The organism is Deinococcus aquatilis DSM 23025 (assembly GCF_000378445.1).
Lineage (GTDB): Bacteria > Deinococcota > Deinococci > Deinococcales > Deinococcaceae > Deinococcus > Deinococcus aquatilis.
Map to the genome: position 1 here is coordinate 35,214 of NZ_KB899723.1, position 24,026 is coordinate 59,239.

The following is a 24,026-nucleotide window of genomic DNA, read 5'->3' on the forward strand; positions in this document are numbered from 1 at the left end:
AGTTTGCTGCGAGCTGGTTGGGCCCCGCTTCTAGAATGCCCGGCCAGATTCAAGTGATCTATGGTTCGGTTGCCATGCTTGTTAAGCTCGACTTTGACTCAACTGAGTTCACGTCTTGGACTTTCACAGGGGATGAAAAGCAGTGCACGCTGTAAGACCGAACTCCTCCGGGCTGCCCGTTCTAGACCCTTCGGGGCGCGGCGTACAGATCGCCGCCCGCGACACGCCGCCCTCAAGGAGAGACGTTTGGGCTCAGGAACCGCCCGGTTCCCGGTGACCAGCGGTGCCCTGCACCGACAGCGCGTCTCCGGCTGCAAGTTCGGGGATGCATGCCCGACCCAGCAACCTGAACTCCTTCTCCCTTTCAGTCAAAAGTCGTGATGAGATTTAGATCAATTACGGGAACGAGGTGCTGCTCGCCGGAGTCGGCTTCAAACTCGGTGGCTTCCAGCAGCTGCACGCCCGCCGAGAGCCAGTTGCGCCTGGGGAAAATGGACAGCAGCTCCCCGGTGGCGCCTTTGCTGAGCGAGCCAACCTTGCCTGCCCCATTGGAAAACACCAGGCTGGCCCGCTTCTTCCCGCCCCGCCCCGCTTGCCACTCGACTTCACAGGCTGCCGGCTGGGGATGCTCGGTCAAATCTGACAAGAGCTGCTGAACCCGTTGGGTTCGGGTGCTCGCATGACCGAGATAGACATCACCAAAATGGTCATAGGTGATGTGAACTCGGCCCTGATCCGGCAAGGGCCGTTCGGCGTGTGAACGCGTGACCCGGTGGAGCTGAGGCACCGTGCCGGGTTTCGGCAGAAACTCGCAGCCTGCACCCGGAAGGTCGACGAGGTACAGGAGATCTTGGGTCCGGGTCAGCGCCACGTAGTAACTCCGCAGGTGGGCTTCCCACAGCGCCGCTTTGTCTTCCCGGGGCGGATAGTAAGGTTTGGTGCCCACCACAAAGACCACTTTGAATTCGAGGCCCTTGGCCGAATGGAACGTGGAGAAGGTAACGCCCCGGCGGTGCTCGTCAATCGCCTCCGGCTCCACGAGCAGCTCCTTGAGGTCGTGATGCAGCGAACGGATCAGCACAGGCGTCTCGAGTAGGCCGGTGACGCGGCGTTCCTCATCCATCTGCTGGCCCGCCCGCAGCAACCGCTGGATGCTGGGCGCGTGCACGCCGATCTTCGCCCGTTCAAGGGCCTGCACCAGGTCTTGGTGGAGCAGGTACCCACTTCTCAGTCCGCTGGCCCGCCGGTCCAGCTCATTAAGGGCCCCCTGCGTATGCGGGCTGAGATACGGGGGCAAGGCGGTGCCTCCCCGGAGCAGCTCGGCCGGCACGCCCAGCTCCCGCAGGGTCGCCCAAGTCGGTGCGAGCGCGTTCCAGCGCGGCGCCAACACGGCAATGTCACTCGGTACCAGGGAAGAATCGCTGGCCAACAGGTGCAAGATCTCGTTGGTAACGAACTGACGGGAACTGCGGTCTGGCAATTGGTGGTACAAGACGGCCGGCTGCCCCGTTGAGGCGCGCACGGCCCGAACCTGCTCGTGAGGTTCACTCTTTGTCCGGGCAGTCGAGCGCGCGATCAAGCCATTGGCCACCGCAGTAATCTCAGGGAGCGAGCGGTAGTTATCGCTCAGCACCCGACGCTGAGTGCCGTACTCCGATTCAAATTGCTGGAGAAACTGAGGTTGAGCCCCGCGAAACTGGTACAAGGTTTGGTCGTCGTCGCCCACGGCCCACAGGTTGTAGCGGGCCTTTTCCTTATCTTCCCCCTGACCGTGTCCCACGAGCAGCCGAACCAGCTCGTACTGGTCGCGGTCGATGTCTTGGTACTCATCAATGAGCACATAGTCGTAGCGGCCACTGAAACTCTCCAGCAGGGCCCGCTCTTCCCCGTCGTCTTCTCCTTCGCTGCGCAGCCGCTCGAGGGCGGAGGACAAGGCTTGGGCGAGGGCTTGACCTTTGGTCTGGCCGGTTTGACGGGCCAGGTCTGAAAGGTTGATGTTCAAAATGCGCAGGGCCAAAGCGTGGAAGGTCAAGATGTCGAGGTCATGGGCCTCCCGGCCCACCAGCCCGTACAACCGCTGGCGCAGCTCGCGAACGGCGGCGCGGTTGAAGGCCACCACCAAAATCCGTGGGGCCGGGATGCGCTCGATCCTCAACAGATGTGCGGCGCGGTGAACCACCGTCCGGGTTTTGCCGGAGCCCGGGCCGGCCACGACCAACAGCGCCCGTTCCTTACTGCCCACAATTTGGGCTTGCTCCCGGCTGAGAAGTTGGATTCTGGCCAGGTCCTCCAAGCGGCAAGGCGGGGCTTCCCCCAACGGAAGGTCAAAATTCTGTTCAAAGAACTCGCCCAGGGGGGTGCGGAAGTACCCCGTGACAAATGTCCTCACCTCCGCCTCTGATCGGCAGCCCAGCAGCGCCTCAACCAAGTGGATGCGGGCAAACCGGCCCGCGTTGTCCAGTTGCAGGCTGCCGTAGTCGAGGTTCGTGAGGGTTCGGGTGTGATGGGACAGGTACTCGACTGTCTGCCCGAGCGCCCGCAAATCACTGCCGCTGCCGAGCGTGATGAGACGCAGCCGATGCAAGACGTTGAGGAGGCGCGCAGGCGAGATGAGGTGCCCGAACGCAGCCTGTAACTCACGGTACCCGACAGCGACGTGCAGGTTCCGGCCAGTGCCTTTAGAGGAGCTGTAAAGCAATTCCACCAGGTGTTGGGTGGCCTCCCGTAGCGCCTCGCCTTCTTGCGCCAGGAGGTCGAAGTCCTTCTTGGCCGGCAAGAAGGTGACCGCAAACCCAGGCATGCCTTCAGGCTGATAGGTGCGTGCCCAACCCAGCGCCTCCCACAGACGGAGGGCAGCCTGAATGTCGCTGCGCTGAGCCGGACTGTCGAGCGCGCCTGACTCATTAAGCCCTGTCAGCAGCTGATCTGCGGAAAACCGGTAGATCTGGTCTGTGGCCTGCTCTTGAGATTGCGTCATCTTGAGCAAGACATTTTGAGCGGCAAACAACCGTTGGCTGGCGACCCGCAGCCCGCCCACACGGGTGCCTTTGTTGATGAACACCCGAATTGGATAGGTGAAACTCAGCAGTCCATCAGCCTGAAGTTCGCAGAGCTGCTTGAGCAGCGCTTCGGGATCGCTGTGAACGGCGGCCGCCAGGTCGGCGACGCTGGCCGAGTCGCAGTCTGGACGGTTGAGGTGCGTCCAGAGTTCTGCGGCTGCGGGGCTGTGTGTCAAAGCGCTGTGGCCACTTTCCTCAGTGGTGTAAGTGATGTCCAGAGCGGTCGGCTGCAGGATATTCATCCGCAGCACACCCTCGGCAGCCAAGCGGTGCAGAGCCAATTCACCTTTGAGGCGAATCTGGGCCGCGTCTCCACTCAGACGGCTCATGAGTCCCACTTCAAGGGGGGAGAGCCACAGGTCACGGGCGTCGGGGGGAAGCGTCCGGGCATGCTCTCGCACGGCACCAAAGACCCGCCGGTAATCTTCACGCTGGAGCAGTTGACGGGCTTGAAGCCGGAACTGAACTTCAAGATCTCGGGGCGTGCACAGCAGCAGCGCCTGTGCCTCTTCGTCATGACGGGTGGCCCGGCCCACCTGCTGGACAAAGTCGTCCACGCTTGCTGGCGGATAAGCGTGGATCACCAACCGCACGCCCGGGTTGTTGACCCCCAGCCCGTATGCAGAAGTGGCCACCAAAAATGACAGGCGCCTGTTGAGAAAATCCGCCTCGCGCTGCCGACGCTGGTCTTCATCGAGCTGGCCGTGGTACACCCCAACCAATTGGTTGGGGAAGAAGGTGATCAGGCGGTCGGCCAGCTGTTGGGCCTGATCCGGCGTCGTACAGTAAATGATGGCCTGGTGCCGGGCGAGACGCGCTTTGTCAAGCGCCTCATACATGACCCGGAGCCGGACATTGTCGTCTTCCTCGACGCGCACGGTAATGCGGAGCTGCTCCGGGAGTGAAAACTCACGGCCCGTCACCTGAAGTGGGCCGATCTCCGCGAACAACGCGGCCAGCCGCCGCTGCTCTTCGAGAGTGATGGTCGCGCTGGTCAACAACACCCGCGCATGCTCCTGCCCGAGCTCTAGGACGACCTTGACGGCCTGCTGATAACTGGGTCGAAACGACATGCCCCACTGCGTGAGGGTATGCGCCTCATCGAAGACCCACAAGTCTGGTGGGCATGGGCGCAGCGCCTGCTGAACGTCATGGCGCACCAGTTGTTCTGGCGTGACGTACAAGACGTTCACTTGGCCTTCTTGATAAGCCTTGAGCAGGCTCAAGCGCTCTTGGGGCGTCCGCCCTGCGGTTAGCGCCTCTGCCCGCAGCCCATGACGGCCAGCCTCACGTACCTGGTCACCAATCAGGGCCTGAAGTGGCGAAACAATGACCGTTTTTCCGTCCAGGTTCGCGAAAACGTCGGCCGCCGTCCAGTAGACCAACGACTTTCCGCCGCCCGTCGGCAGGGTCATCAGGTGGACGCCGGGAGAGTGCACCAGCTGCATGATGGCTGAGAGCTGCTCTTCGCGAACGTCAAGCTTGAAGCGGGCCTGCACGCGCCGGGCGAGTTGCGTTGCCGAAGCAATAGGTGGGCGGGTGATGCGCTGGGCCACCGCTGCAGCGCTGTGATGCAGACCAAACCACGGCTGACGACTGGTCTGGCCTTCTTCATCCAGATGGGTCAGCCAACTCAGCACTGCCAGCAAGGCAATTCGGCTGAGGTCGCCGTCCTGCTCGACCTTCAGGGCCTCCTCGCAGTTGAGGTAAGTCTCCAAAGTCGCGAGATGCGCCTCAAACGCATGGGGAAAGCCGCTGAGCGGCACGTCCCACTGCCCCCGCAACAGGTGCCGTTGCCACTCTGGCGCTTGGGCGGCGGCCGCTGCCACGCCTACACCCTGCTCAGAGAGCCAAGCTCCCCAGTCGCTGAGCTGAGCGGGCAACTCGGCCCGGAGCGGCTTCCCGAGGAGGCGCAGCAACTCGTCGGTGCGCACCATCCCAGAGGACAGGAGCCGGTGGGTACTTGCTGCTTCGCGTCCGGTGGGCAGGGCCCATACCACGCCCCCACACTGGGTGTGGTGCCACAGCGCCGCCAGCCCTTCCTCGCCCCGGTTGCGCTGAACCCCTGTGACTTGCCCCTGTGCCGTCACGCTTCCCATAAAGCCTTGGAACAGGCGGGCTCCACCTCCACTCCAGAGGGCCATCAGGGGCGGAGGTGGGATCCGGGGCCGTCCCTGAAGCGCCAGAGCGCTGTGTTCCAGCAAGGCTTCAACGGCAACAGGAGGCCAAGCAGGATCTTGCTCATCGAGAAAATCTGCATTGAGGAACCGGGTCTCCACCTGACCAGGAGCCGCGGGATGCCAGGTGTGAACCTGCCACCGGCCGGGCTCGGGGCGTTGAAAGACCCAGACCTGCTGCTCGCCGAGGATGCCAAACGTCCCGGCCTGACCCAAGCCGTAAAGCTCTTCATCCCAAGTGACGCGGGCCAGGGCCCCCGATGGCGCCGGTTTCAACATCATGCTGGGGGTGATCAAGACACGCTCTACGTGAACCAATGCAGGATCTCCAGAACCACCCGATAAGTGGCCCCGCAGCAGACCCAGCCATTGCGCTGCAGGGATGCTGGCCTCTGGGACAGCCACCAGAGGGAGCGTGTCTACCTCAGGCTCAGGGATCGGGGCAATCACCGGCTCGGGAGGCCGCAGTAAGGAGCTTACGGCCTCTACACGCGCCCGCAGCGCCGCTGGTGGCCAGGCATGATCGTGTGGGTCAAGCAGGTCGTCTCCCAGCACCCGGTGACCGACCTGTCCCGCTTGATCAGGGGTCCATCCCAACACATGCCACACCTCATCTGTGCGCTGAAAGATCCAGAGCCCCTGATCTGCCATCAGGGTAAATCGCCCGGCTTGCTGGCAATCCTTAACCTGCGCCTCCCAAACCTGCCGCTGTTTGGGTTCCAGTGGGGGGTCGGCCACCTGCTCACTGTCCTGGGACAGCGCTGTTTCGACGACTCTCAGACGCTCCAAAACAGCTTGGGCCTTGAGGGGCAGTGGGGAGAGCCGCTCCAGCACCTCAATGCGCGGACGCAGCAGATCGGTCCAGGCTCCAGGTCGTCTGGGCTTGGCTGAAGCCGCTCCCTCCACCAGCGGAGGCAAGGGCGCCGGTTGGCTGGGCGTCCGCAAGGAAAAGGCCATGGCCGCCGCCGCATGCGCCAAGGGAAGCTGAACTTCCGTTGGAATCCAGTTCGGTGTGGGTAGAGTGAGGGTGAGCGGCAGGGCGCTGCGCAAGACTTCGTCCGGATGCTCACAGTGCCAGCGCAAGACCCGCCACCCCAGCTCATCCCGCTCAAACAGCAGGAGGTGTTGTCGGCTGACCAAGGTAAAGCGCTGACCATACTCGCGCATGAACGCGGCCGACCAAGTTCGGAGGGAGGTGTTGATGGACTTGGCGTTCAGGAGCAGACGCGGATCCAGCACAGCCGCCCGCAGGATGGAGAGGTCTTGGCCCAGTTGAATCCGGGTCTGCTGAGTTTGCGGCCCCCTGTCAGACTCGGCGGCAAGCGCCCGGCCTGCAGCCTCTTCAAGTACAAGCGGCCAACCAGCTTGATCCTGCTCTCTGGGTTTTGCTACAGGCTGCGACGTCTCTGCTCCTACAGGCATCTGAGTCTGTGGCTCAGTCTCAGACTCGGCAACAAGCGCTCGGCCTGCTGCTCGTTCAAGGAGAAGTGGCCAACCAGCTTGGTCAGGCTCCCTGGATCCAGTTACAGACGGCGACGCCTCTGCTTCCGCAGGCATCGGTGGGCCTTGATCGAGGATGGCGATGACTCGGTCTAGGGTCAAGCTGCCCTGTTCAAAAGGGAGTTGCTCGGCCGTGAGTTCAAAGTAACCAACGTGCGTCGGGGTGGCCGGGGCCCACTGAAGGATCACCCATTTCTGCCTGGACCGCCGAATCAACCACAAGGTCTGGGGGCCCTGAACAACGTAGCGCCGACCCTGAAGTTGAGAGGGACGCAACCGGCCTCGCTCCGCAGCACACTGGTTGAGAAAGCCTTCAAAGGGACGGTTTGAAGCGCTGTAGCAGCGTTGCAGGAGGTGGAGATCCAGAATGGTTCGTCTGCTGAGAGGGCTCCCCCGTGACTGTGTGTGGATGAGGTCAAGGGCTTCTGCCAACTGAGGATGCCAGTTGTCAAGATCAGCACCCACAGCGACAGGCTGTACTTGAACCTGCTGTAAAGCTGGCGCGGCCCTGCTTGGTTGAGGCTGGGGCATTATCTGTCGATCTGATGCTCCTTCAGACTGGGCTGCCACCTCGCACGCCGCCTTCAGCAACGAAGCAATGGAGTCCGGTGGCCAAGAGGAGTCCTGAGGGTCACGGAGCAAGCTGGTCAACGCGCGCCGTTCCACCCGGGCAGGCTGCCTAGAATCCCACCCCAACACTTGCCAAGTCTTGCCCGCAGGCTGAAAGAACCAGAGGCCGGAGTTCGAATCGACAGAGAAGCCGCTCGCCAGTGAGAGGAGCCAGCGGACACGCATTTCCCATTCCGAGGGAGTCGTGTTGAGATTCCATTCCATCAAGGCTTGATTGGGCGTCAGATGGGCGCCCCGGATCAACTCCAAATCTTTCAGCTGGATCCTGAGCACGTCTAGCTCGGCCCGGTGGGAGGAAGCTAGACGCACCTGTTCTTGAAGTTTGGTCAGTTCTGCTTTGATCACTGCTGACCACCGGTGCCGCGGCAGAGCGGAGGAGAGCTCCGGCAAACTTCTCCGAACTGGTGGCGGGCGAGGAGCAGGCGCTGGACGGGTAAGCGGCCTCGCCTGCTCTGGCACAACTGCTCGGGCCGGGGCAGAGGGCGCCTCAGGGGAACACACGCCGGACAGCAGCGCCGTGAGGTTAATGGACGTCTGGGTGCCGCTTTCCAACTGGAGGTATGTGTCGGCCAAGGTCTGGTGGTTGACCGTATTGGGCTGCCGGACATCCCACCCGAGCACCCGCCAGCTGTTGCCCACTTGCCTCAATACCCACAGCGTCTGTGGTCCACGTACGGAGAAGCCTTGGGTCCGGAGCATCCGAAGATGTTTTTCCAGGTCCTGAGCCTCGACCGGCGCCAGCAGTTGATCGAGCCTGACGTTGGACGAGACATACGATTTGACCAGCAGCTGGAGGCCTTCGACCGTGGATTTGAGCCCTTCAGGCGGAGCCGAGGTGGCGTGATATTGACGGCGTGCTTCGGCAAGCTCATGGGTAAGAACCGGGAGCCAATCGGTGTCTGGGGAGACGGCCGGTGAGGTGGAAGGTGAGGCCTTCAGGCTTGGCTCATCTGGCCAGTCCACCTGCCATGCCGCCTGAAGCTCGCGCAGGCGCTCTTGTACTACTGCTGGAGACCAGTCCAGCGTGCCTGCCTCTTGAAACCTGGAGTTGAGAGCGGTCACCTGCGCTTTTTGATTCACTTGGGCGCAGAGCCAGCCGCCCATCCCCGGCGTGAAGGCGTACAAGGTCGTTTCCACAAAAAAATGAAACGTACTGCTGCGGAAACGCTGCACTTCTCGCCGCCAGATTTGAAGCGCAGCCTGGCCTGCGCTGGACGGTGGGGAAGGCGTCACCTCGTCACCGGGGGTCTCGAGCGCTTTAAGAGCACCCCGGAGACCGTCGACAGTCAACTTGGAGTCGCCCCCTTTGTCGTTCCAGACAGCATTGACCAGAGCCCCACTGGCTATCCGCCGCAGTTGGCTTACGACCGAGGAGTGTGACATGCGCCTAAAAATATTTTCACGTAGTATTTACCATACTACAAGGTGGATTGAAGAGGAGCCAGATGAACAACAACGATTTGTTGGCCGCTGCACGCGATCTATGCGATGACAGCCCAGCTGGCTTCACCCTTCACGAATACCGCACTTTTGTGCGTGAGAGGCTTGGCCAGCAGATCTCGAAACGCCAGGCCAGAGAAGTGCTTTGCGACCCTGCTCTGCACTTGAACGAAGAAGACGAGATGTTCCTTGCCCGAGATGTAAAGCAAGGGACGACCGCGGCCAGCGACCGGGGCAGCTTCGTCATCTTTGACCTCGAAACTATAGGCAGCGAACGTCAAGACGCTCAAATTATTCAGTTGGCTGCCCTCCGGATCGAGGCGTGGCAGGTCACCAATACCTTTAACGCGTGTGTCAGTGGACGAACCATCGACGAACTCACTGAATCCATTACCGGCCTCACCCAAGCTCAGCTGGACTCTGGACAGCCGATCGAAACAGTGGTGGAGGCGTTCCTCACGTTTACACAGAACCTTCCATTGGCTGGGCACAACGTCGTCACCTTTGATGTCCCCATCCTTCAACGGGAAGCTCAGGCACTGGGATTCCAGGTGCAGTCCAGCGCCCTAGACACCTTGGCCTTAACAGAAATCTTGTTGCCCCACCGCGACTCGTACCGTCTCGAAGACCTGATCGTGGCCCTTGAAGGGCAGGTTCATGAGCGGGCGCACCAGGCAGACGCTGATGTCGATGCCAATTACCGCCTGCTCCTTCATCTCCAACAGGCTTGGCACGGCCTGAGCGATGTGAATGCCGCCCTGCTCCATGCCACCGGGTTTCCAGAACTGGCGCTGTTGCCTGAGCGGTCTTTGGCACCGTTGACTGAAGACAGTTTGGCCCGCAGCGCTCAGCCTGTGCGCTGCGCTGCCGGACAAGCACGCCACCGGGCACTGCCATCGCGGGAGGTGTTCCGCGACGGCGGCCTGCTCTCCCAGGCCTTTACACGCTATGAGGCGCGTCCCACCCAAGTGCAGATGGCCGATTGCGTTGAGGAGATTCTCCGCGCTGGTGGGGCAGCCATGATTGAAGCGCCCACGGGAACCGGGAAGACCAAGGCCTACCTGGTGCCGGCGGCTGCAGTGGCCACCTCAGGGGCAGTCGACGCCCCCCTGATCATCGTGAGCACCCACACCAAGGCGCTGCAGGGGCAGGCACTTCAAGAAGTACGCGAGCTCAATGAACTGGGCATCCCCTTCAAGGCCACCGTCTTCAAGGGCATCAGCAGCTACCTGTGCCCTTTGAAACTTGAAGAACTGCGGCAAGACCTGGAGCTTGGAGATCAGGAGCGCCGGTTCTTGGCGTACTTGCTGCGGTGGGTTCAAACTGGACGGGGAGACCTCGAAGAGGTGCACGGGTGGTGGATGACGTTCCGGTCGACCCGCGAACTGATTCATCAGGTGCGGACGGATCAGAGTCTGTGCAGCAACGACTGCCCGTTTCACGCCGTGTGCGCTTTCCAAGACCGCAACCGGGGGTGGGAGGACTCCCACGTGATCATCACCAATCATGCGGCAACCTTCACGGCCCTCCCCGCCCGCATAGATAGTGGTCGGCCGCGCCCCACGGCGATTGTGTTTGACGAAGCGCACAACTTGGAAGACGCCGCCCGCAGCGCCTACACCGTTGAGCTCGAGAGCACCGAACTCTCTGCCACGCTCGCCGAGCTGGCCCGGGCACACGGAGGGTATCTGGCCTGGTTGGAACGCGCCTATCCTCAGTTGCATGAGCCGGTCAAAAGGCTCCGGGGGCTGATTGATCGGCTGCGGACAAAGTTGTCCGTATTGGAACAGGTCATGCTGAAATGGGCCGTCGAAGCAGACCGCAGTGGCCGCGAGGCCCACGGCTGGAACTTTGAAGTGAACGCCTACGCCCAGAATCTGCCGTCGTGGCCTCTGGTGTACGCCCATGTTCAGGGCGTGCACCAGGGCTTACGACTAATCAGTGCTGAGCTGAGGCCCCTGATTGCGTTCTCCATGGCCCGGGGCAGGGGCATCGCCCGCCGCATCGATGATTCAGAGACGCCAACTGGGGGACTACTCCAGAGACTGGACCTGCTCCTGCAGCCGGTGGACCCTGATGGAGAGGGGACATCGGCCTTGATTCTGACGGTGTCCGAAGGGCAGTGGACTCTGGCCCAGGTGCCGCTCGAGCTGCGTCCAGTTCTGGGTGACTTCTTCCGGGAGCAGCATGCGGTGATCTGGACCTCAGCCACCTTGCGGCTGAAAAAATCGTTTGACCACCTCAGGCGCGTCTTGGCCGTCGATGACCTGCCGCAGTTGAGAGAACTGGCCCTCGAGCCGGTGTTGCCTTATCACCAGGCCAAGATTTTGCTGCCCTGGCACCTGCCCCCACCTTCACGGGCTTTTGAGAATGCCTTTGTAACGGCCTACGCCATCGAGCTCAGCAACGCCCTCAAAGTGACCAACGGGCGCAGTCTGGTTCTGTTCGCGTCCCGAGATCGGATGAACCGCACCTACCTGCACACCAGCCGCGCCCTGCAGGGCACGCTCCCCGTGTTGGCCCAGGGCCGTGGACCGAGGGAGAATTTGATCCGGACGTTCAAGGAAGATGTCTCCACCAGTTTGTTCGGGCTGCGCAGCATGATGGAAGGAGTCGATGTTCCGGGCGAGAGCTTGATGGCCGTTCACCTCGAGAAAATTCCGTTTCCTGTGGTGGGAGCGACCGAACGCGCCCTGCAGCGGTATTACACCTCAACAGGTCGAAATTGGTGGGAAGAGTACTACCTGCCCCGGGGCATCATCCCGTTTGTACAGTCGTTCGGCCGCTTGATCCGGAGTCAGGGAGACCGTGGAGCCTTCGTTGTTTGGGACCGCCGAATCAGTGGGGCGTTTTACTGGGACGACTTTGTCGACAGTCTGCCCGTGACGGCAGAACAGCTTGAGCAGATGCTCGTCACGCCCATCCACCGGCAAGACTTTTATGCTCAGCTCGCCCAAGCTTGTGGGCTGGAGCTGAACGCCGCGTTGGTGGGCGAGTTGCAATCCACTCCAGCTGAAGAGATGTTGCAAAAATACCGGGGACGCGCGGAGTACAGTGACCAAGACCTTGAGCAGGTGTTACTTGGCGTGTGGGGGCACGAGCACTTCCGTCCCACGCAGCTCGCAACCGTCCGGGATCAATTGCAAGGTCAAGACGTGCTGCTGATCCTTCCGACTGGGGGCGGCAAGAGCTTGACGTTCCAATTGCCGGCCCTCTTGTCGGGCGGCCTGACAGTGGTGATCAGCCCCCTCATCTCCCTGATGCAAGATCAGCATGGAGACCTGCTGCGCCGCGGGGTCTTGTCGGCCGCCGCCCTGTACGGGGGGCTCTCGCTGAACGACCAGCAAGACATTTTGCGCTCCGCATTGCGCGGTGAGTACCGCCTCCTGTACCTGTCTCCCGAACGGTTGTTCGGGAGCCAAGAACTCCGTGCCGTGTTACAGCAGCTCAAAATTGAGCGGGTCGTCATTGACGAGGCCCACTGCGTGAGCATGTGGGGTCACGGCTTCCGGCCAGAATATCTCCTGATTCGTGAGGCCTTGGATGACCTTCAACTTCAAGTGCCCATCACCGCCGTGACCGCCACAGCGACGGCTGAAGTGGAGCAAGACATCTTGAACTCCCTGGGAATCCCTCACGCCGTGGTGCGGCGCAGTCCGGTACAGCGGCGCGACTTAACGCTGCGCGCAACGCGGGTCGGCAGCCGGTCTCGGCGCCTCGGTCTGCTGCTGGAACTGGCGCAGAAGCTGACTTTCCCGGCCTTAATCTACTGCGCCACGGTAAAAGAGGTGGTCGCGCTGCACGCCCTCCTTGAACAGCTGAACCTGAGGGTTGGGCAATACCACGGACAGCTCACGCCGTTTGAGCGGGAAGAAACCCAAGACGCTTTTTTGAATGACGACCTCGACCTGTTGGTGGCGACCAAGGCATTTGGAATGGGCGTCAATAAACCCAATATCCGTCAGGTGATTCATTATCAGCTGCCCGATGCTTTGGAGAGTTATGTTCAGGAGGTGGGACGTGGAGGCCGGGATCAGGGCGGTGCCATAGGGACGCTGCTGTACAGCGCCCGGGACGAAGGGCTCCAGCAGCTGTTCATCGACCGGGCCTTTCCCAGCGAAGACCTGATCGAGCGGGTACAGGCGTGGATTCAAGGCGAGGCCGGATCCCCTGCCTTTGACGGCCACGTCCTCATGGCTGAACATGCCCTCTCCCTTCAGATGGAAGAACGTGAGCTGCAGATGGCCCTGCATGCGCTGCGGCATGGTGGGGTCATCCGTACCATGCGGAGCGTACCCGCTCAGATTCAGGTGCGGGTGCGGCGGGGTCTGTCCAGCCTATCGCCTGAAGCTCAAGGGCTGTGCCAAGGGTTTGCTGCCGACCCAGCCACAGCCAACGCATATTTGGGCACGCTGCTGAATCTGCCGGATCCAGAGCAGGCTTATCAACAGTTGCTCCGTGAGCCGGGACTTCGGGTTCGTACCCTCACACGGGCGCTGAGCCTTCAAGTCGCTCCAGAGCGTCCAGATTGGCGGCCCTACGTCACGGCCTATCTGACGACTGCCCAGCGCCGTTTACAGCAGCTCGTCCGCTTTGCTGCCAGCCAGGAGTGCCGCCATGTCTTGATCAGCCGACATTTCGGAGAGCCTGCCGAGCCGTGTGTAGACCACTGCGATAATTGTGCTCCTCAGCACCGAATTCTGCCGAGTTCTCAGGGCTTCAATCACCGCGCATTGTTGGGAACACGGCGGGTGCTCAGGCAAATCGTCAAGTACTGTGAAGAGGTAGGAGCACCGGTAGGCCGTCAGAAGGTTCTGATGATCGCCCGAGGCCTCACTCTCCATCAGGCGGTCTCCCTCAAACCTCTGTATCTCCGTTGTCCCGCCTTCGGTAAATTGGAAACCTTGTCTAACGAGGACATCGAGGCGGAAATTCGACACATGCTGTTGGAGGGTAAACTCTACGTCCGGCCCATAGGAGGGCGCGGAGAGGTGATCTGTAGTGCTGCCCCTCCAGCGGAGCCCCACGAGCCCGCCTTTTCCTCCTGACTGGGGCTCCGTTGCTGGTAACCCAAGTTAGACGCTGGGCGAGAAAGTGTTGTCCAGGCCCCTGCGTCAGGTTGGAGCGGCTCTCCCGCGAGGGCGCACTGAGCCGTAGAGAACGGTAGCGGTGGATGACCGTATGTTGGTGGGCGCCAGGACAACCACGAGAGACTCCGAAGTGGTGGCCACTGATCTTTTGACGAGTTGCTGGTAGGCAGTTCAACATGAATAGACCTCCTGCGAAAGTCGCCCATTCATTCCAAGTGGGTCTGCTCCTATTCGCCCCGCTCAGCGAAAGCAGGGATTCGGGGCGGCCCGAACCCCACTTTCGCAAGAGGTCTAATAATGAAAGTCCCGGTCAAAGTGTATGCCCAGCGCCGCTCGAAAGAAGCCCTCTTGTCCTTAACAACGAACTGCACAGGCAGTGGCAAGTCTTTCCCTTCCTTGGGGGTGAATTCACCACCTTAGTGTGAACTTGCATGGAGACGCTACAGCGAACAATCCACAAGCTGATGGGCAGAACCGCCGTTGGAGGAGCCTTGAACGTGGTATTGCTTGAGGTCAGACATGGATCCCACTCCCGAACAGCAGCGCATCATCCAGCACATCTCCGGTCACGCCTTAGTTTTTGCTGTGGCCGGATCTGGCAAGACCGCCACCATGATTGAACGGATCCTTCACCTGATCCGCCACGCCAAAGTCCGCTCCGTGAGGATTTTGGCGTGTACCTTTTCAAAAGAAGCCACGCGCACAATTGAAGAGCGGTTGGCCCAGCACCCGGAAACAACGGGGGTCAAGGTCAGTACCCTGCACGCCCTGGCCTTCTCAGTTATCGTTGAAGCAGGCAGAATGGGGTTCACAGAACAGAAGCTGGGCGAAGCCAACTTCAGCCGGCGGCTCTTCCTACAGGCCCGCCGAGAACTCATCGCTGAGGACACCAGCGAGAAAAGCGGCTTCCACGACATCCAGTACAAAGACTTTGAAACGTATTTGTGCGTGCAGAAAGGCAATCTCCGCTTGCCGTATGCCCCTGAGGATCTGCCCGTCTGGGGACATGACCTGATCAGCCCCCCTGACCGGGGGATTGAGCTGTATGCCGAGCTGTATGAGCGGCATGATGAGCTGCGCCGGGCGGAAGGCAAACTGGATTATGACGACTGCATCGTGCAGGCCTGGATGCTCATGGCCCGCTTCCCTGAGCTTCATCAGGTGATCAAAGACCGTTGGGATCACATTCACGTAGATGAGTTTCAGGACGTGAATCTGGCGCAGAGTGAGATGCTGCACCTGATTGCAGCAGAATGCGACAGTTACATGGCTATTGGGGACGATGACCAAACGGTCTACCAGTGGCGGGGTGCGAACCCCAAGTTCATCTTGGATTTCGAGAAGCGGTACAACGCGGTCGTGTTCACGCTGAGCACGAACTTCCGCTGCCCCATGGGCGTGATCGCGCTGTCGGACCTCGTTATTCAAGAAAACCAGGTGCGCGCCCCCAAACGCTTGCGCGCGTCGCGAGGAGACAACGGCACCTACCTCCACACGAGCTCTGCGGGCAAGGCTGCGCATGTGGCGATCAAGGCCATTGAGGAGGGCCGCAATCCACGTGATCTGGTGATTTTGGTGCGGGCCTACGCGCAGACCGGGGAGATTGAGCAAGTCTTCCTTGACCGAGGCGTGCCTTACCTCGTGGTGGGCGGCGTGCCATTTTACCAGCGGGATGAGGTGGGTGTCCTGCTTGTCTATCTCCGGCTCGCCTTGGCGGATCTTGATGCGGCACGCGACGTCTCGATCACCCAAGAGCGCCGCCTCAACCTTCTAAAAGATTGGAAGCGGGTTTCAAATACCCCGAACCGCTTCCTGCGCAACCAGACCGTCGACGAGCTCGCGCGCGGTTTGTGGCGGGGCGGCTCCACCCTGGTGGCCGCCCTGAGGGAGACCGCGCCAACGCTGCGAGCTGGAGCCCAGCGGGCAACACTACAGCTCGCTGAGGCTTTCGGGAACCTCACCGACGACCTTGCCTTGGCTGAAGGGAAAGACGCTCTACTAGAATTCGCTGAAGCCATTCAGTACGCGCAGCATCTCGTCAAGACCGCACCCACACGGGAATTTGGTGAAGAACGTTCCGGGAGCATCCGCGCGCTCGCGGAGATGGCCAAAGAGAGGTCGCTTGGCCAACTGGTGCTTCACATCGAGCAGCTCACCTCGCAGGGACGGTACGTGGACCGTCTCAGCGCGGCAGAGCATGATGATGTCGACCGCGTGACCCTAATGACCGCCTTCCGGGCCAAAGGCCTGCAATGGCCGGTCGTCATTGTTCCAGACTGTAAAGATGGGCTATACCGCATTAAACCGAGCGCGGATCAAGCCGCGGCAGAAGAGGAGCGGCGGGTCTTTTATGTGGCCATGACACGGGCACAGGAAGAACTGCACCTCATCGTAGATACAGAAGATCCCACTGCGTTCCTGACCAAGGTCGAGCATGAAACGGTCGTTCACGCCCATGTCCGACTGGCCCAGCTGATGGCCCGTGATCCGGGGAGCTGGAGTGCGCGGGAAACATTTGAGGCCGGGAGTTTGCTCAGGCAATACGGACATGAGCAGTACGTTCAAGTCTGGTTGGACGCTGGGTACCGCGAACGGCTCCTGAGCAGGATCGACGCCCTGAGCGCAGCTCTCTCGACTCATGCCGAGCAACGTCATGGGCAGACGGAAGTAGCCAGTGTACTGAGCTTGGCTGCGTATGCCAAGCACGGCCCTGCCACACTCGCTGAGGACACTGGCCTGCGAGACTTCACAGAACTGGACACCTTGGTGCGTGACCTGAACGACAAGTACGCACCGCGGCCTGTGAACCCGTCAGGCCAACCGGCCACGCAGCAACGCTCGACCGGCACTGCCTTGCGCCCCGATCAAATTCGTGTAGGGATGGAGGTGCAGCACCCGAGATTCGGAACCGGAGAAGTGCTCTCCGTTCGGGGTGAGGGAGATAAGCTGGAAGCCACTGTGAAATTTGAGACGGTCGAGCAGCCCAAACGCATGATCGTAGTATTCGCCACTCTGTATCCTGCACCTGCTGACAGCAGCCGGCGCTCAGCGGTACAGGCACCTATTGTCATTCCCGCCCGCTACACAGCCCCTATGGGAGGGTACTGGGCGGCTCAACCACGCACACAAGGTTCTCTGTTGAAGGTTGAAGAAGACGAACGACTACCATTCGACTGAAGCGGCCGTCCGACACGGGTCACCGGGGCACCGAAGGGAGTGGCAGCAGTAAATGATTTACTGTGCAACTCAGCAGTGTGAAAAGCCTGTGCGACATTGGATTCTTCCAACAAGAGTTTCCGGTCAAGAAAATGCGTCGTATAGGACGTTCGTTTTAGGATCAAAACGGAAAAAGTACGGCTGGCACAGCAAATGTTCTATAAATTGTGAGGGACATGGGTCGCAGTCCGGGTGACAGAGAGCAGCAGAAACTTGAACGGGAACGTAGCGCATCAGTCGCGTAGTGATCACGAACGGGTGGAGTTTAAACGCGTTGTCAGCTCGTTATTCAGGATCACTTATTTTTGCTGTGCTGACTGCAGTTCTCATGCGCCGATCCTGCTCTTTCGCCCGCTCAGACGTCTTGCCCGACCTTATAAAAACACTTGATATGTCGAGGTATAGAAATCCCACAAATCATCTCGGTGCGCGACATGCAGATGTCCGACCTCCTGTTGTAGATGGTCAGCTGGTTTTTGATGAAGATTCCCCCGAAAGTTGACGGTGCGTTCATGAAACGCAGCGCCGTATCAACTATCAATTCCCATCTATTGATTTAGACTATGGGATATAGTCTAATTTAGAACATGGGTGATCTCCGAATCTCGCTTCATGTTCTCCGGGTGCTCCAGGTTCTCTATCAGCGCTTAGACGACCCCCACTACGGCCTCGAACTCCAACGCGCCCTCAATATCAGTAACGGTGCCCTCTACCCGATCCTCGACAAACTCGAACGCGCCGGATACGTCAAATCTCAGTTAGAAGATCTTGACGAGGTTGCTGCAGGCCGCCGCAAACGCCGCTACTTCCAACTCACGGCTACAGGTATTCCCTTTGCCGAAGAGCACCTGCGCACCACCCTCGCGACCCTCGGTCAAGGAGTTCATTCATGACCCGTCTCCTCATGGAAGCGTTGCTTCGCCTCGCGCACGCTCTCGCCGCACTAGACCGCAAAGATCGCCTCCAAGAGTGGCGTGAAGAATGCCAAGACGTGGACAATCCGCTTGCCCACGCAGCTGGCTTTGTCAGAAGCGCTGCCCAAAGTCACCCTCCCTTTAATTCCACTGCCCTAGAACTTGCGACTGCCTTACCCAGCGATATCAAGACTCTTCGAAATCTGAAGCTCGCCATCGTCCTGCTGGGGATCACCCTGGTCTTCATGGTGGGCCTTCTGATGCTCGTTGGGCCGACGGACACCACCACACTCTGGTTCGTTCGCGCTGGTGTCCTGCTGAGTATCGCTGCCATTGCCATTTGGACTGGCTTTCAGCAAGATCTTCCCTGGCTCCGCGCGACTCGTGCTGGCAGTGGCCTGATGCTCAGCGCTGTATTCCTGCCCCCTCTCCTGCTCACGGTTCTGCACGTGTGGCCAACCTGGGGCAGTGCCTGGATCGCCACCAGTTTTGTCCTCATGGCATGGGACAGTTACTGGTCTGTCCAGCGCCCCTTGAAGCGGCGCGGCCTCATCTCTAGGTAAATTGCCATGCTCTCGTCTCTTGCTTTTCACGCGGACGGGTCTGAACAAGTCCATGACATGGTTGAACTTCGCCAGACGCATACGCCTGAACAGATCCGCGCCACCACTTGGACGTGCAAGTTCTGCACCATCCCCATGACTCCCGTTCTTGGCCCCATCCGCGAGTGGCACTTTCGCCATCAGCAGCAGCTCAGTCCCTGCCCCGCGCAGGCCGAACTTGAACCCGAGTCGGAACGTCACCGAACCCTGAAACGTTCTGCTGCTGAAGCCCTCCGAGACTACTTCGCTCCCCATGTGGCGCACCTTGAATACGAAGTGCGCCTCCCAGAGGCTGGCCGGATCGCGGACTGGGCTTGAATCGGTTCTGTGCACATCTGGTTAAGCCACTTGAGCTTGGCGCTCAAACTCGTATGGTGTCAAGTCGTCCAGGGTCGAGTGGCGTCGGCGTCGATTGTAGAAGACTTCAATGTATTCAAAGATGGCTTGCCGCGCTACAGTTCGGCTTTCAAAGGGAGCCGTGTCTAGCAGCTCCCGTTTCAGGGAGCTGAAAAAGCTCTCTAGGACGCTGTTATCCCAGCAATTGCCCTTCCGGCTCATGCTCCCTTGCGCACCGATGCGCGTCAATTCGGCCTGAACAATTTTGCTGGCGTATTGACTTCCACGGCCCTGCGTGGTGGAGGAGGCCAGGCGAAGGTTTCCTTGCGCCCACGGCCATCCGCAAGGCTGTCAAGGGCAGGGTCGCTGGCATCTGGCCCCCAAGGCCGAACCCAACAACCCCCCGGAAAGCAAAACAAAGGGGAACGCCAAAAAAAACCAAACCCCCTTGGAGGGAAAAAACGTCAGATCAGAAACCCACACCATATTGACGTGCTGAACGGCAAATTTTCGGTTGAGCACATTAGGGCAGACCGCACAGGTGTGTTCGCTATCCGTCGTTCGTACGAATCGTCGTTTTCCCTTGGCCCGCAGGCCAGCAGCCCGCATCAAGCGCGAAATCCGCTTGCGGGAAACAGGTTGTCCTTCAGCTCGCAGATCGGCCTGAAGACGAGGCGCACCGTAACGCCCTTTGCTGGCTTCGTGCAGCACACGGACGCGCTGCTCCAGCAGCGCATCCTGCTCAGCGTGTGAGGAGGTAGGCCTTCTTTGCCAGCTGTAAAACGCACTGCTGGACACGTCCAGCACCCGGCACAAGACTTTGAGCGGGTACTGGGTGCGCCACTGTTGGATCAACACGTATCTCAACGCGTGGTCTCTCTAGCAAAGAAGGCCGCGGCTTTTTTCAATATCTCGCGCTCCTGACGCAAAATTTCATTCTCCTTGCGGAGTCGTTTGAGTTCCTCTTGTTCGGGCGTCAACAGTTGACGGCCCCGACCAGGGAAGGCCAGATCTCCGTTGTGCTGGTCGGCTTTGATCCACTTTCTCAAGGCTGAAAGTCCAATGCCAAGGTCGCGGGCGGTGCCCGCGATATTTTCGGTGGACTGCGCGAGCCCGGCAGCGTCTCGCTTGAACTCGGCGGTGTACGTTTTGCGCTGGGTCATGGGGTGCCTCCGCGTGAATCGGGGCTTAACTCCATGTGTGCAAAACTGACTCACCCTCATCTGGGATGTGCAATGGTTTACAGCAGTAATATCGCTCACTCGATATGCCAGGACGCCTGCACTACTGGGTTGATCCTTCTCTTTCAGGATGAGGATGCGCGTGTCCGCCAAGAAGTAGCTCGTTTTCCTGGGAGGCTCGCAGAGGAAAGTTTTACTGAACACCGCGACTTGATTCGGGCGTTTCTGGCGAGCCCAGCCTTTAGGGAAGAGCCTTCTCAGATGTTGCGCAAGCTTAAGGTTTCAGCGCTGCGGCTTCCCAGTACGTTGTTGGAACCTGCCGAGGCCTATATGCTCGGCGTAGACGCACCCCAGTTTGCGGCCGGATCCAGGGACGCACTCCATGTCCGCGAATTTGGTCAGCTGCTGATCCGCCTCTATACCCAGCATTTTAATCGCGGTATACATGACGAAATTCTTGTCCGCTGTATGAATCTCTTCGATCAGATGGCCCGTTGGCGAATTGGTGAGTACTTTGACGCAATGCGCCAACTTGAGCGGTAGTCCGGGTAATCAGCCCGCGCCTAGGCAGGTGTAGGACTGCAGTTCATGCGCAGAGAAAAAATCCCGGCCCACTAGACCCACCCGCCCAACCTCGCCGTTATCGACGTCCTCAAACTGGAGGGTCTACAACCTGCTGACGGTTCGGCCGCTTCTGCTACTGATTGACCTGCTGATGCCGTCCAAGACGTGTATCATACAAACTCTCGGAAAGTGAGGTTCTCGGCTTGTGCTGGTAAAAACCGCTCAGTCGATCTCAACACCAGTTACACTTTCTTTATGACGTTGGATCGCAATCTTTACGCTGTTTGGGGCAGGACTCAAGGAATTGAACCCGGCGTTTATTATGCACATTGGCGAACTGAGCTAAGAGACCTTATAGAGGGCACTAAGGCACACTACAAAAGGGTTGGAAGTCACGAAGAGGGTCTAAGATTACTGGAAACGAATGGGTACGCTTGGGCACGCCATTACTTGCCCAAAGCCAAAGCGATGCACAACCGCTGTTGGTATTGCGCCCGCCAGATGGATCTAAAATCTATCCATCAACCTGACAGCGCAGAAATTGAGCATCAAGTCCCGCAATGCACAGGTTGGATCTACGTTGATCGGGAAGAAAATATTGTCATTGCGTGTCGCAAATGCAATAACGATAAATCAGACCGGGATGTTGAAGCTTTCCGGCAATACCTCACTTGCCATGAACAGGAGCGTGTAGTGTTTTACGGAGAGGTTCTGCGCTTTATCAGAGCGAATGTAGCAAGCATTCCGTGGCTGGGCCACCCCCTTACCCAGCTGCAAGCTGAAGAAGTGTTGAGCTGGTACCAACGGAGCAAGAACGTGCGTCTCCACCATTGGGCAGATGAACTGAATGACCTAGCTGATTACGTTTCGGGCCTGCAGTTGCCGATTCCGCTAGATGACTATCCCTACGCTCTAGGGGCACCGGAGCGCTTGACCGCCAAGGGGCCAGCGCCACGCGCCCTTGGCTCAATGCGTTCAAGCACGTTTTTAGAAGACGATGACTATTGATCTGGCAGCGATTCAGTAGACCTCTCGCAAAAATCATGATGGGCAGCACGGCTCTTTGCTAGGCCTGCCCACCAGTCAGGCGGTTGCACAGGCCATGAAGATTGAGCCGCTCCGTCCAGATCAGCTGCTGTCAGGGACCAACGATCTGGAACGCGTTGCCTTCACGGACGGCAAGCTCCTCGAACCACCCTACTGTGGTACTACGTCCCGGCCGAAGCCAACTTGCTGGGCAAAGGAGAACGGCTCGGTTCGGTGGGCGGCACTATCGTAGCTGAAGTCCTGCTGGTGCGCCGCACTGCAGAATCGATTTTATCGGCAGAAGGCTGCTTCAACACCTCTCCGCCGGTGGGATGTGCGGTTAGAGGTCAATTCACCTTGCCTGACCTATTGTGATTGCCTGGCGTCGTGAGATAACACCCGCAGGGTCAACTTCAGTGCGGGAAAATAATAGTTAGGTTTGAAAATCTAATAAAAACAAGCTCTCTTATAAGCTTAAGAGACAATAGTTGTCTTCAAAAGTCGATATTTTTGCTAATTTTTTCCGCGCCCCAATAATAGTTATGTTCAGAAATCGAGATGTTTTTTTGAGAGAACTGCTTGTAAGCCGGAGTAGAGTCCATTACTTAGCTCGCCTCATGTCATCGATCCTTAGAAAGATGCCGGCCAGACAGCGTCCCTGCCCGAGATGCTTGTGTAGAAGAAGCAACAGAGTACTCATGCAGCCAGTGTCCAGCGCTGGACACGCACTGGCCACAACCTTCTCTCACGCGAAAAACAGTATGAAGATTGCTTCGTGCACCACGACTCTCGTGAACAGGATTACTGAACTAGTGGACAGCCACAGGCATGTCTAATGAAAAACCATTGCTGTCGGCTGCCGATCTCTCGCTCTCCACAAAACACCACCTATTCTCATCATCCACAAGTAATAGCCCCAGACATGCCTGTGGTGATGCACTAGTGGGTCACTTGGTCAAGGCATGAGGATTCAGTGGATGACCTGTAGAGTGTAAGCACCAGACCCACCCAGAGAATGTCGTTGTGTCTGAGCCCGCTGACGGCGGGCTCGTCGCTTACCTCCCCAGATAAAGGGTGTCGGGTGCTGATTCCATCCTCGTGCTGTGGCTTCCAACCACTCAATGAGTTGTGTTGGATTGGTGGGAGACTGACCTGCGAGCGCGCGGCGGACGAGGATGCGCTGAATGGACTCGGCCATGTTCAACCAACTGCCTGCAATAGGCGTATAGAGCGGCATGATGCCCTGTGCCATCAACCAGTGCACCAGTTTCGGGCTCTTGTGTCCACTCAGATTGTCCAACACGAGCAACATCCGCAGGGGGGGCAACTTCTCCTGCAGCGTCCATTTCACACTCAGTCCTTCCTGCCAACGCTCCCAAATGGCTCGGTTCTCTGCCGGTGGCACTACCTTTGCCTCTGGCAGACTCGCCAAGATGTCGGTCAGGGTCTGCTGCATCCAGGGATGCAGCACAGCATTCGTGCAACTCGTGACGCCTTGAACGCGGACTGCTCCGCTGGCGGGGTGGAAGAGGGTCAACAACTTAGCAGTACCCGCTCGAATGTATTCGTGAGACTGACGAGCAGGTTCGCCTTGCGGTTGCCAACTGGATCCCAGGTGGGGAATGGCCTGATAGGGGCCAGCTTCGTCTTCCGTCCACACCGCTATTCCACCTTGTTCAGCTTCGAGGTAGGCACGTTCAATCAGCTTTTTTTCGCCTCAGCATTGGGGTCAGTCACCTTCACCACGCCACTCTTACGTTGTCGCTGCGCCACTCCCGTCTCGCACCACGTCCGGTCTCGCTGCCACGTCAGGCCGGCCTCGCGTAACACACCCAAGATCGTGTACGTACTGAGCTGCTCAAAGCCGGGCTCACGGCGCAAGACCCGTTGCAGTGTCGAGAGCGACCAAGTCGCTGTCCCGTCCTGTTCTCGATCTGGCGGACGACGGGCGGTGTCGAGAATCCGGTTCCGCTCAGCGGAACCGTAAGTACGGGGAGGACGCCGACTTGGACGTGTGGCCAGTGCGTTGAGACCGTGTTGGTTGAATCGCGCGACCAAGTGAGCCACGCCATCCCCTGAGGTTCGACCCGCCTCTTGCGCCGCCTGGGTGTAGGGCAGACCAGCGGCAACGCCGAGTAACACCTTGGCACGCCCGACCACCACCACGGCACCGTGATGCGATCGGCTTAATCGCTCTAATTCCAGACGCTCTTGATCCGTCAGGGGACGCAGCGGGTTTTTCTGGCGACGAGGCATATTCAAACCTTACACCTTCACCAAGTGACCCACTA

At 59.4% G+C, this 24,026-nt stretch carries 10 protein-coding genes and 1 pseudogene; 7 read left to right on the forward strand and 4 right to left on the reverse strand.

What is annotated here, in order from left to right; all coding sequences use genetic code 11:
- Positions 1-364 precede the first annotated feature (364 nt).
- Positions 365-6,658 (reverse strand): UvrD-helicase domain-containing protein, encoded by a 6,294-nt coding sequence (locus tag F561_RS0115480; RefSeq protein WP_019010874.1) that lies wholly within the window; start codon positions 6,656-6,658, stop codon positions 365-367.
- Between the two features lie 2,330 nt (positions 6,659-8,988).
- On the opposite strand from F561_RS0115480, the gene F561_RS0115490 reads away from it, so the two are divergent.
- From F561_RS0115490 to F561_RS29530, 5 genes are all read left to right on the forward strand, one after another.
- The gene (locus F561_RS0115490; protein WP_169389523.1) at positions 8,989-13,854 is read left to right on the forward strand and encodes a RecQ family ATP-dependent DNA helicase; all 4,866 of its coding nucleotides are present in this window, start codon (positions 8,989-8,991) and stop codon (positions 13,852-13,854) included.
- Between the two features lie 561 nt (positions 13,855-14,415).
- Positions 14,416-17,073, forward strand: a complete 2,658-nt coding sequence (locus F561_RS25630; protein ID WP_019010877.1) for an ATP-dependent helicase — start codon at positions 14,416-14,418, stop codon at positions 17,071-17,073.
- 626 nt (positions 17,074-17,699) lie between these two features.
- The gene (locus F561_RS0115505) at positions 17,700-18,005 is read left to right on the forward strand and encodes a PadR family transcriptional regulator (protein ID WP_019010879.1); all 306 of its coding nucleotides are present in this window, start codon (positions 17,700-17,702) and stop codon (positions 18,003-18,005) included.
- On the forward strand, positions 18,002-18,589 hold the full coding sequence (locus tag F561_RS0115510) for a hypothetical protein (RefSeq protein ID WP_019010880.1): 588 nt from the start codon (positions 18,002-18,004) through the stop codon (positions 18,587-18,589). The genes F561_RS0115505 and F561_RS0115510 overlap by 4 nt, the downstream gene beginning before the upstream one ends.
- 135 nt (positions 18,590-18,724) lie before the next feature.
- Positions 18,725-18,946, forward strand: coding sequence for a hypothetical protein (locus tag F561_RS29530; protein WP_169389524.1), 222 nt, complete (start codon positions 18,725-18,727; stop codon positions 18,944-18,946).
- Positions 18,947-18,967: 21 nt separating this feature from the next.
- Here F561_RS29530 and F561_RS27935 read toward each other — a convergent pair.
- Positions 18,968-20,127 (reverse strand): annotated as a pseudogene (locus tag F561_RS27935) (IS3 family transposase).
- A gap of 129 nt (positions 20,128-20,256) precedes the next feature.
- Here F561_RS27935 and F561_RS0115535 point away from each other — a divergent pair.
- Together F561_RS0115535 and F561_RS27940 are read left to right on the forward strand one after the other, a co-directional pair.
- Complete coding sequence (locus F561_RS0115535; protein WP_157451921.1) at positions 20,257-20,688, forward strand: hypothetical protein; 432 nt, start codon at positions 20,257-20,259, stop codon at positions 20,686-20,688.
- A gap of 276 nt (positions 20,689-20,964) precedes the next feature.
- Positions 20,965-21,717, forward strand: a complete 753-nt coding sequence (locus F561_RS27940) for an HNH endonuclease (protein WP_083922470.1) — start codon at positions 20,965-20,967, stop codon at positions 21,715-21,717.
- A 988-nt stretch (positions 21,718-22,705) separates the two neighbouring features.
- Here the strand turns inward: F561_RS27940 and F561_RS25635 are convergent.
- Together F561_RS25635 and F561_RS30345 are read right to left on the reverse strand one after the other, a co-directional pair.
- Complete coding sequence (locus F561_RS25635) at positions 22,706-23,395, reverse strand: transposase (RefSeq protein WP_083922472.1); 690 nt, start codon at positions 23,393-23,395, stop codon at positions 22,706-22,708.
- A gap of 41 nt (positions 23,396-23,436) precedes the next feature.
- Positions 23,437-23,991: a helix-turn-helix domain-containing protein gene (locus F561_RS30345; RefSeq protein WP_026298939.1), complete on the reverse strand. Its 555-nt coding sequence runs from the start codon at positions 23,989-23,991 to the stop codon at positions 23,437-23,439.
- Between the last annotated feature and the right edge of the window lie 35 nt (positions 23,992-24,026).

Coding starts and splice junctions, on each gene's coding strand:
- F561_RS0115480 (WP_019010874.1), bottom strand. CDS start 6,658: ATGCCTGTAGGAGCAGAGACGTCGCAGCCTGTAGCAAAACCCAGAGAG.
- F561_RS0115490 (WP_169389523.1), top strand. CDS start 8,989: ATGTTCCTTGCCCGAGATGTAAAGCAAGGGACGACCGCGGCCAGCGAC.
- F561_RS25630 (WP_019010877.1), top strand. CDS start 14,416: ATGGATCCCACTCCCGAACAGCAGCGCATCATCCAGCACATCTCCGGT.
- F561_RS0115505 (WP_019010879.1), top strand. CDS start 17,700: ATGGGTGATCTCCGAATCTCGCTTCATGTTCTCCGGGTGCTCCAGGTT.
- F561_RS0115510 (WP_019010880.1), top strand. CDS start 18,002: ATGACCCGTCTCCTCATGGAAGCGTTGCTTCGCCTCGCGCACGCTCTC.
- F561_RS29530 (WP_169389524.1), top strand. CDS start 18,725: ATGACTCCCGTTCTTGGCCCCATCCGCGAGTGGCACTTTCGCCATCAG.
- F561_RS27940 (WP_083922470.1), top strand. CDS start 20,965: ATGACGTTGGATCGCAATCTTTACGCTGTTTGGGGCAGGACTCAAGGA.
- F561_RS30345 (WP_026298939.1), bottom strand. CDS start 23,991: ATGCCTCGTCGCCAGAAAAACCCGCTGCGTCCCCTGACGGATCAAGAG.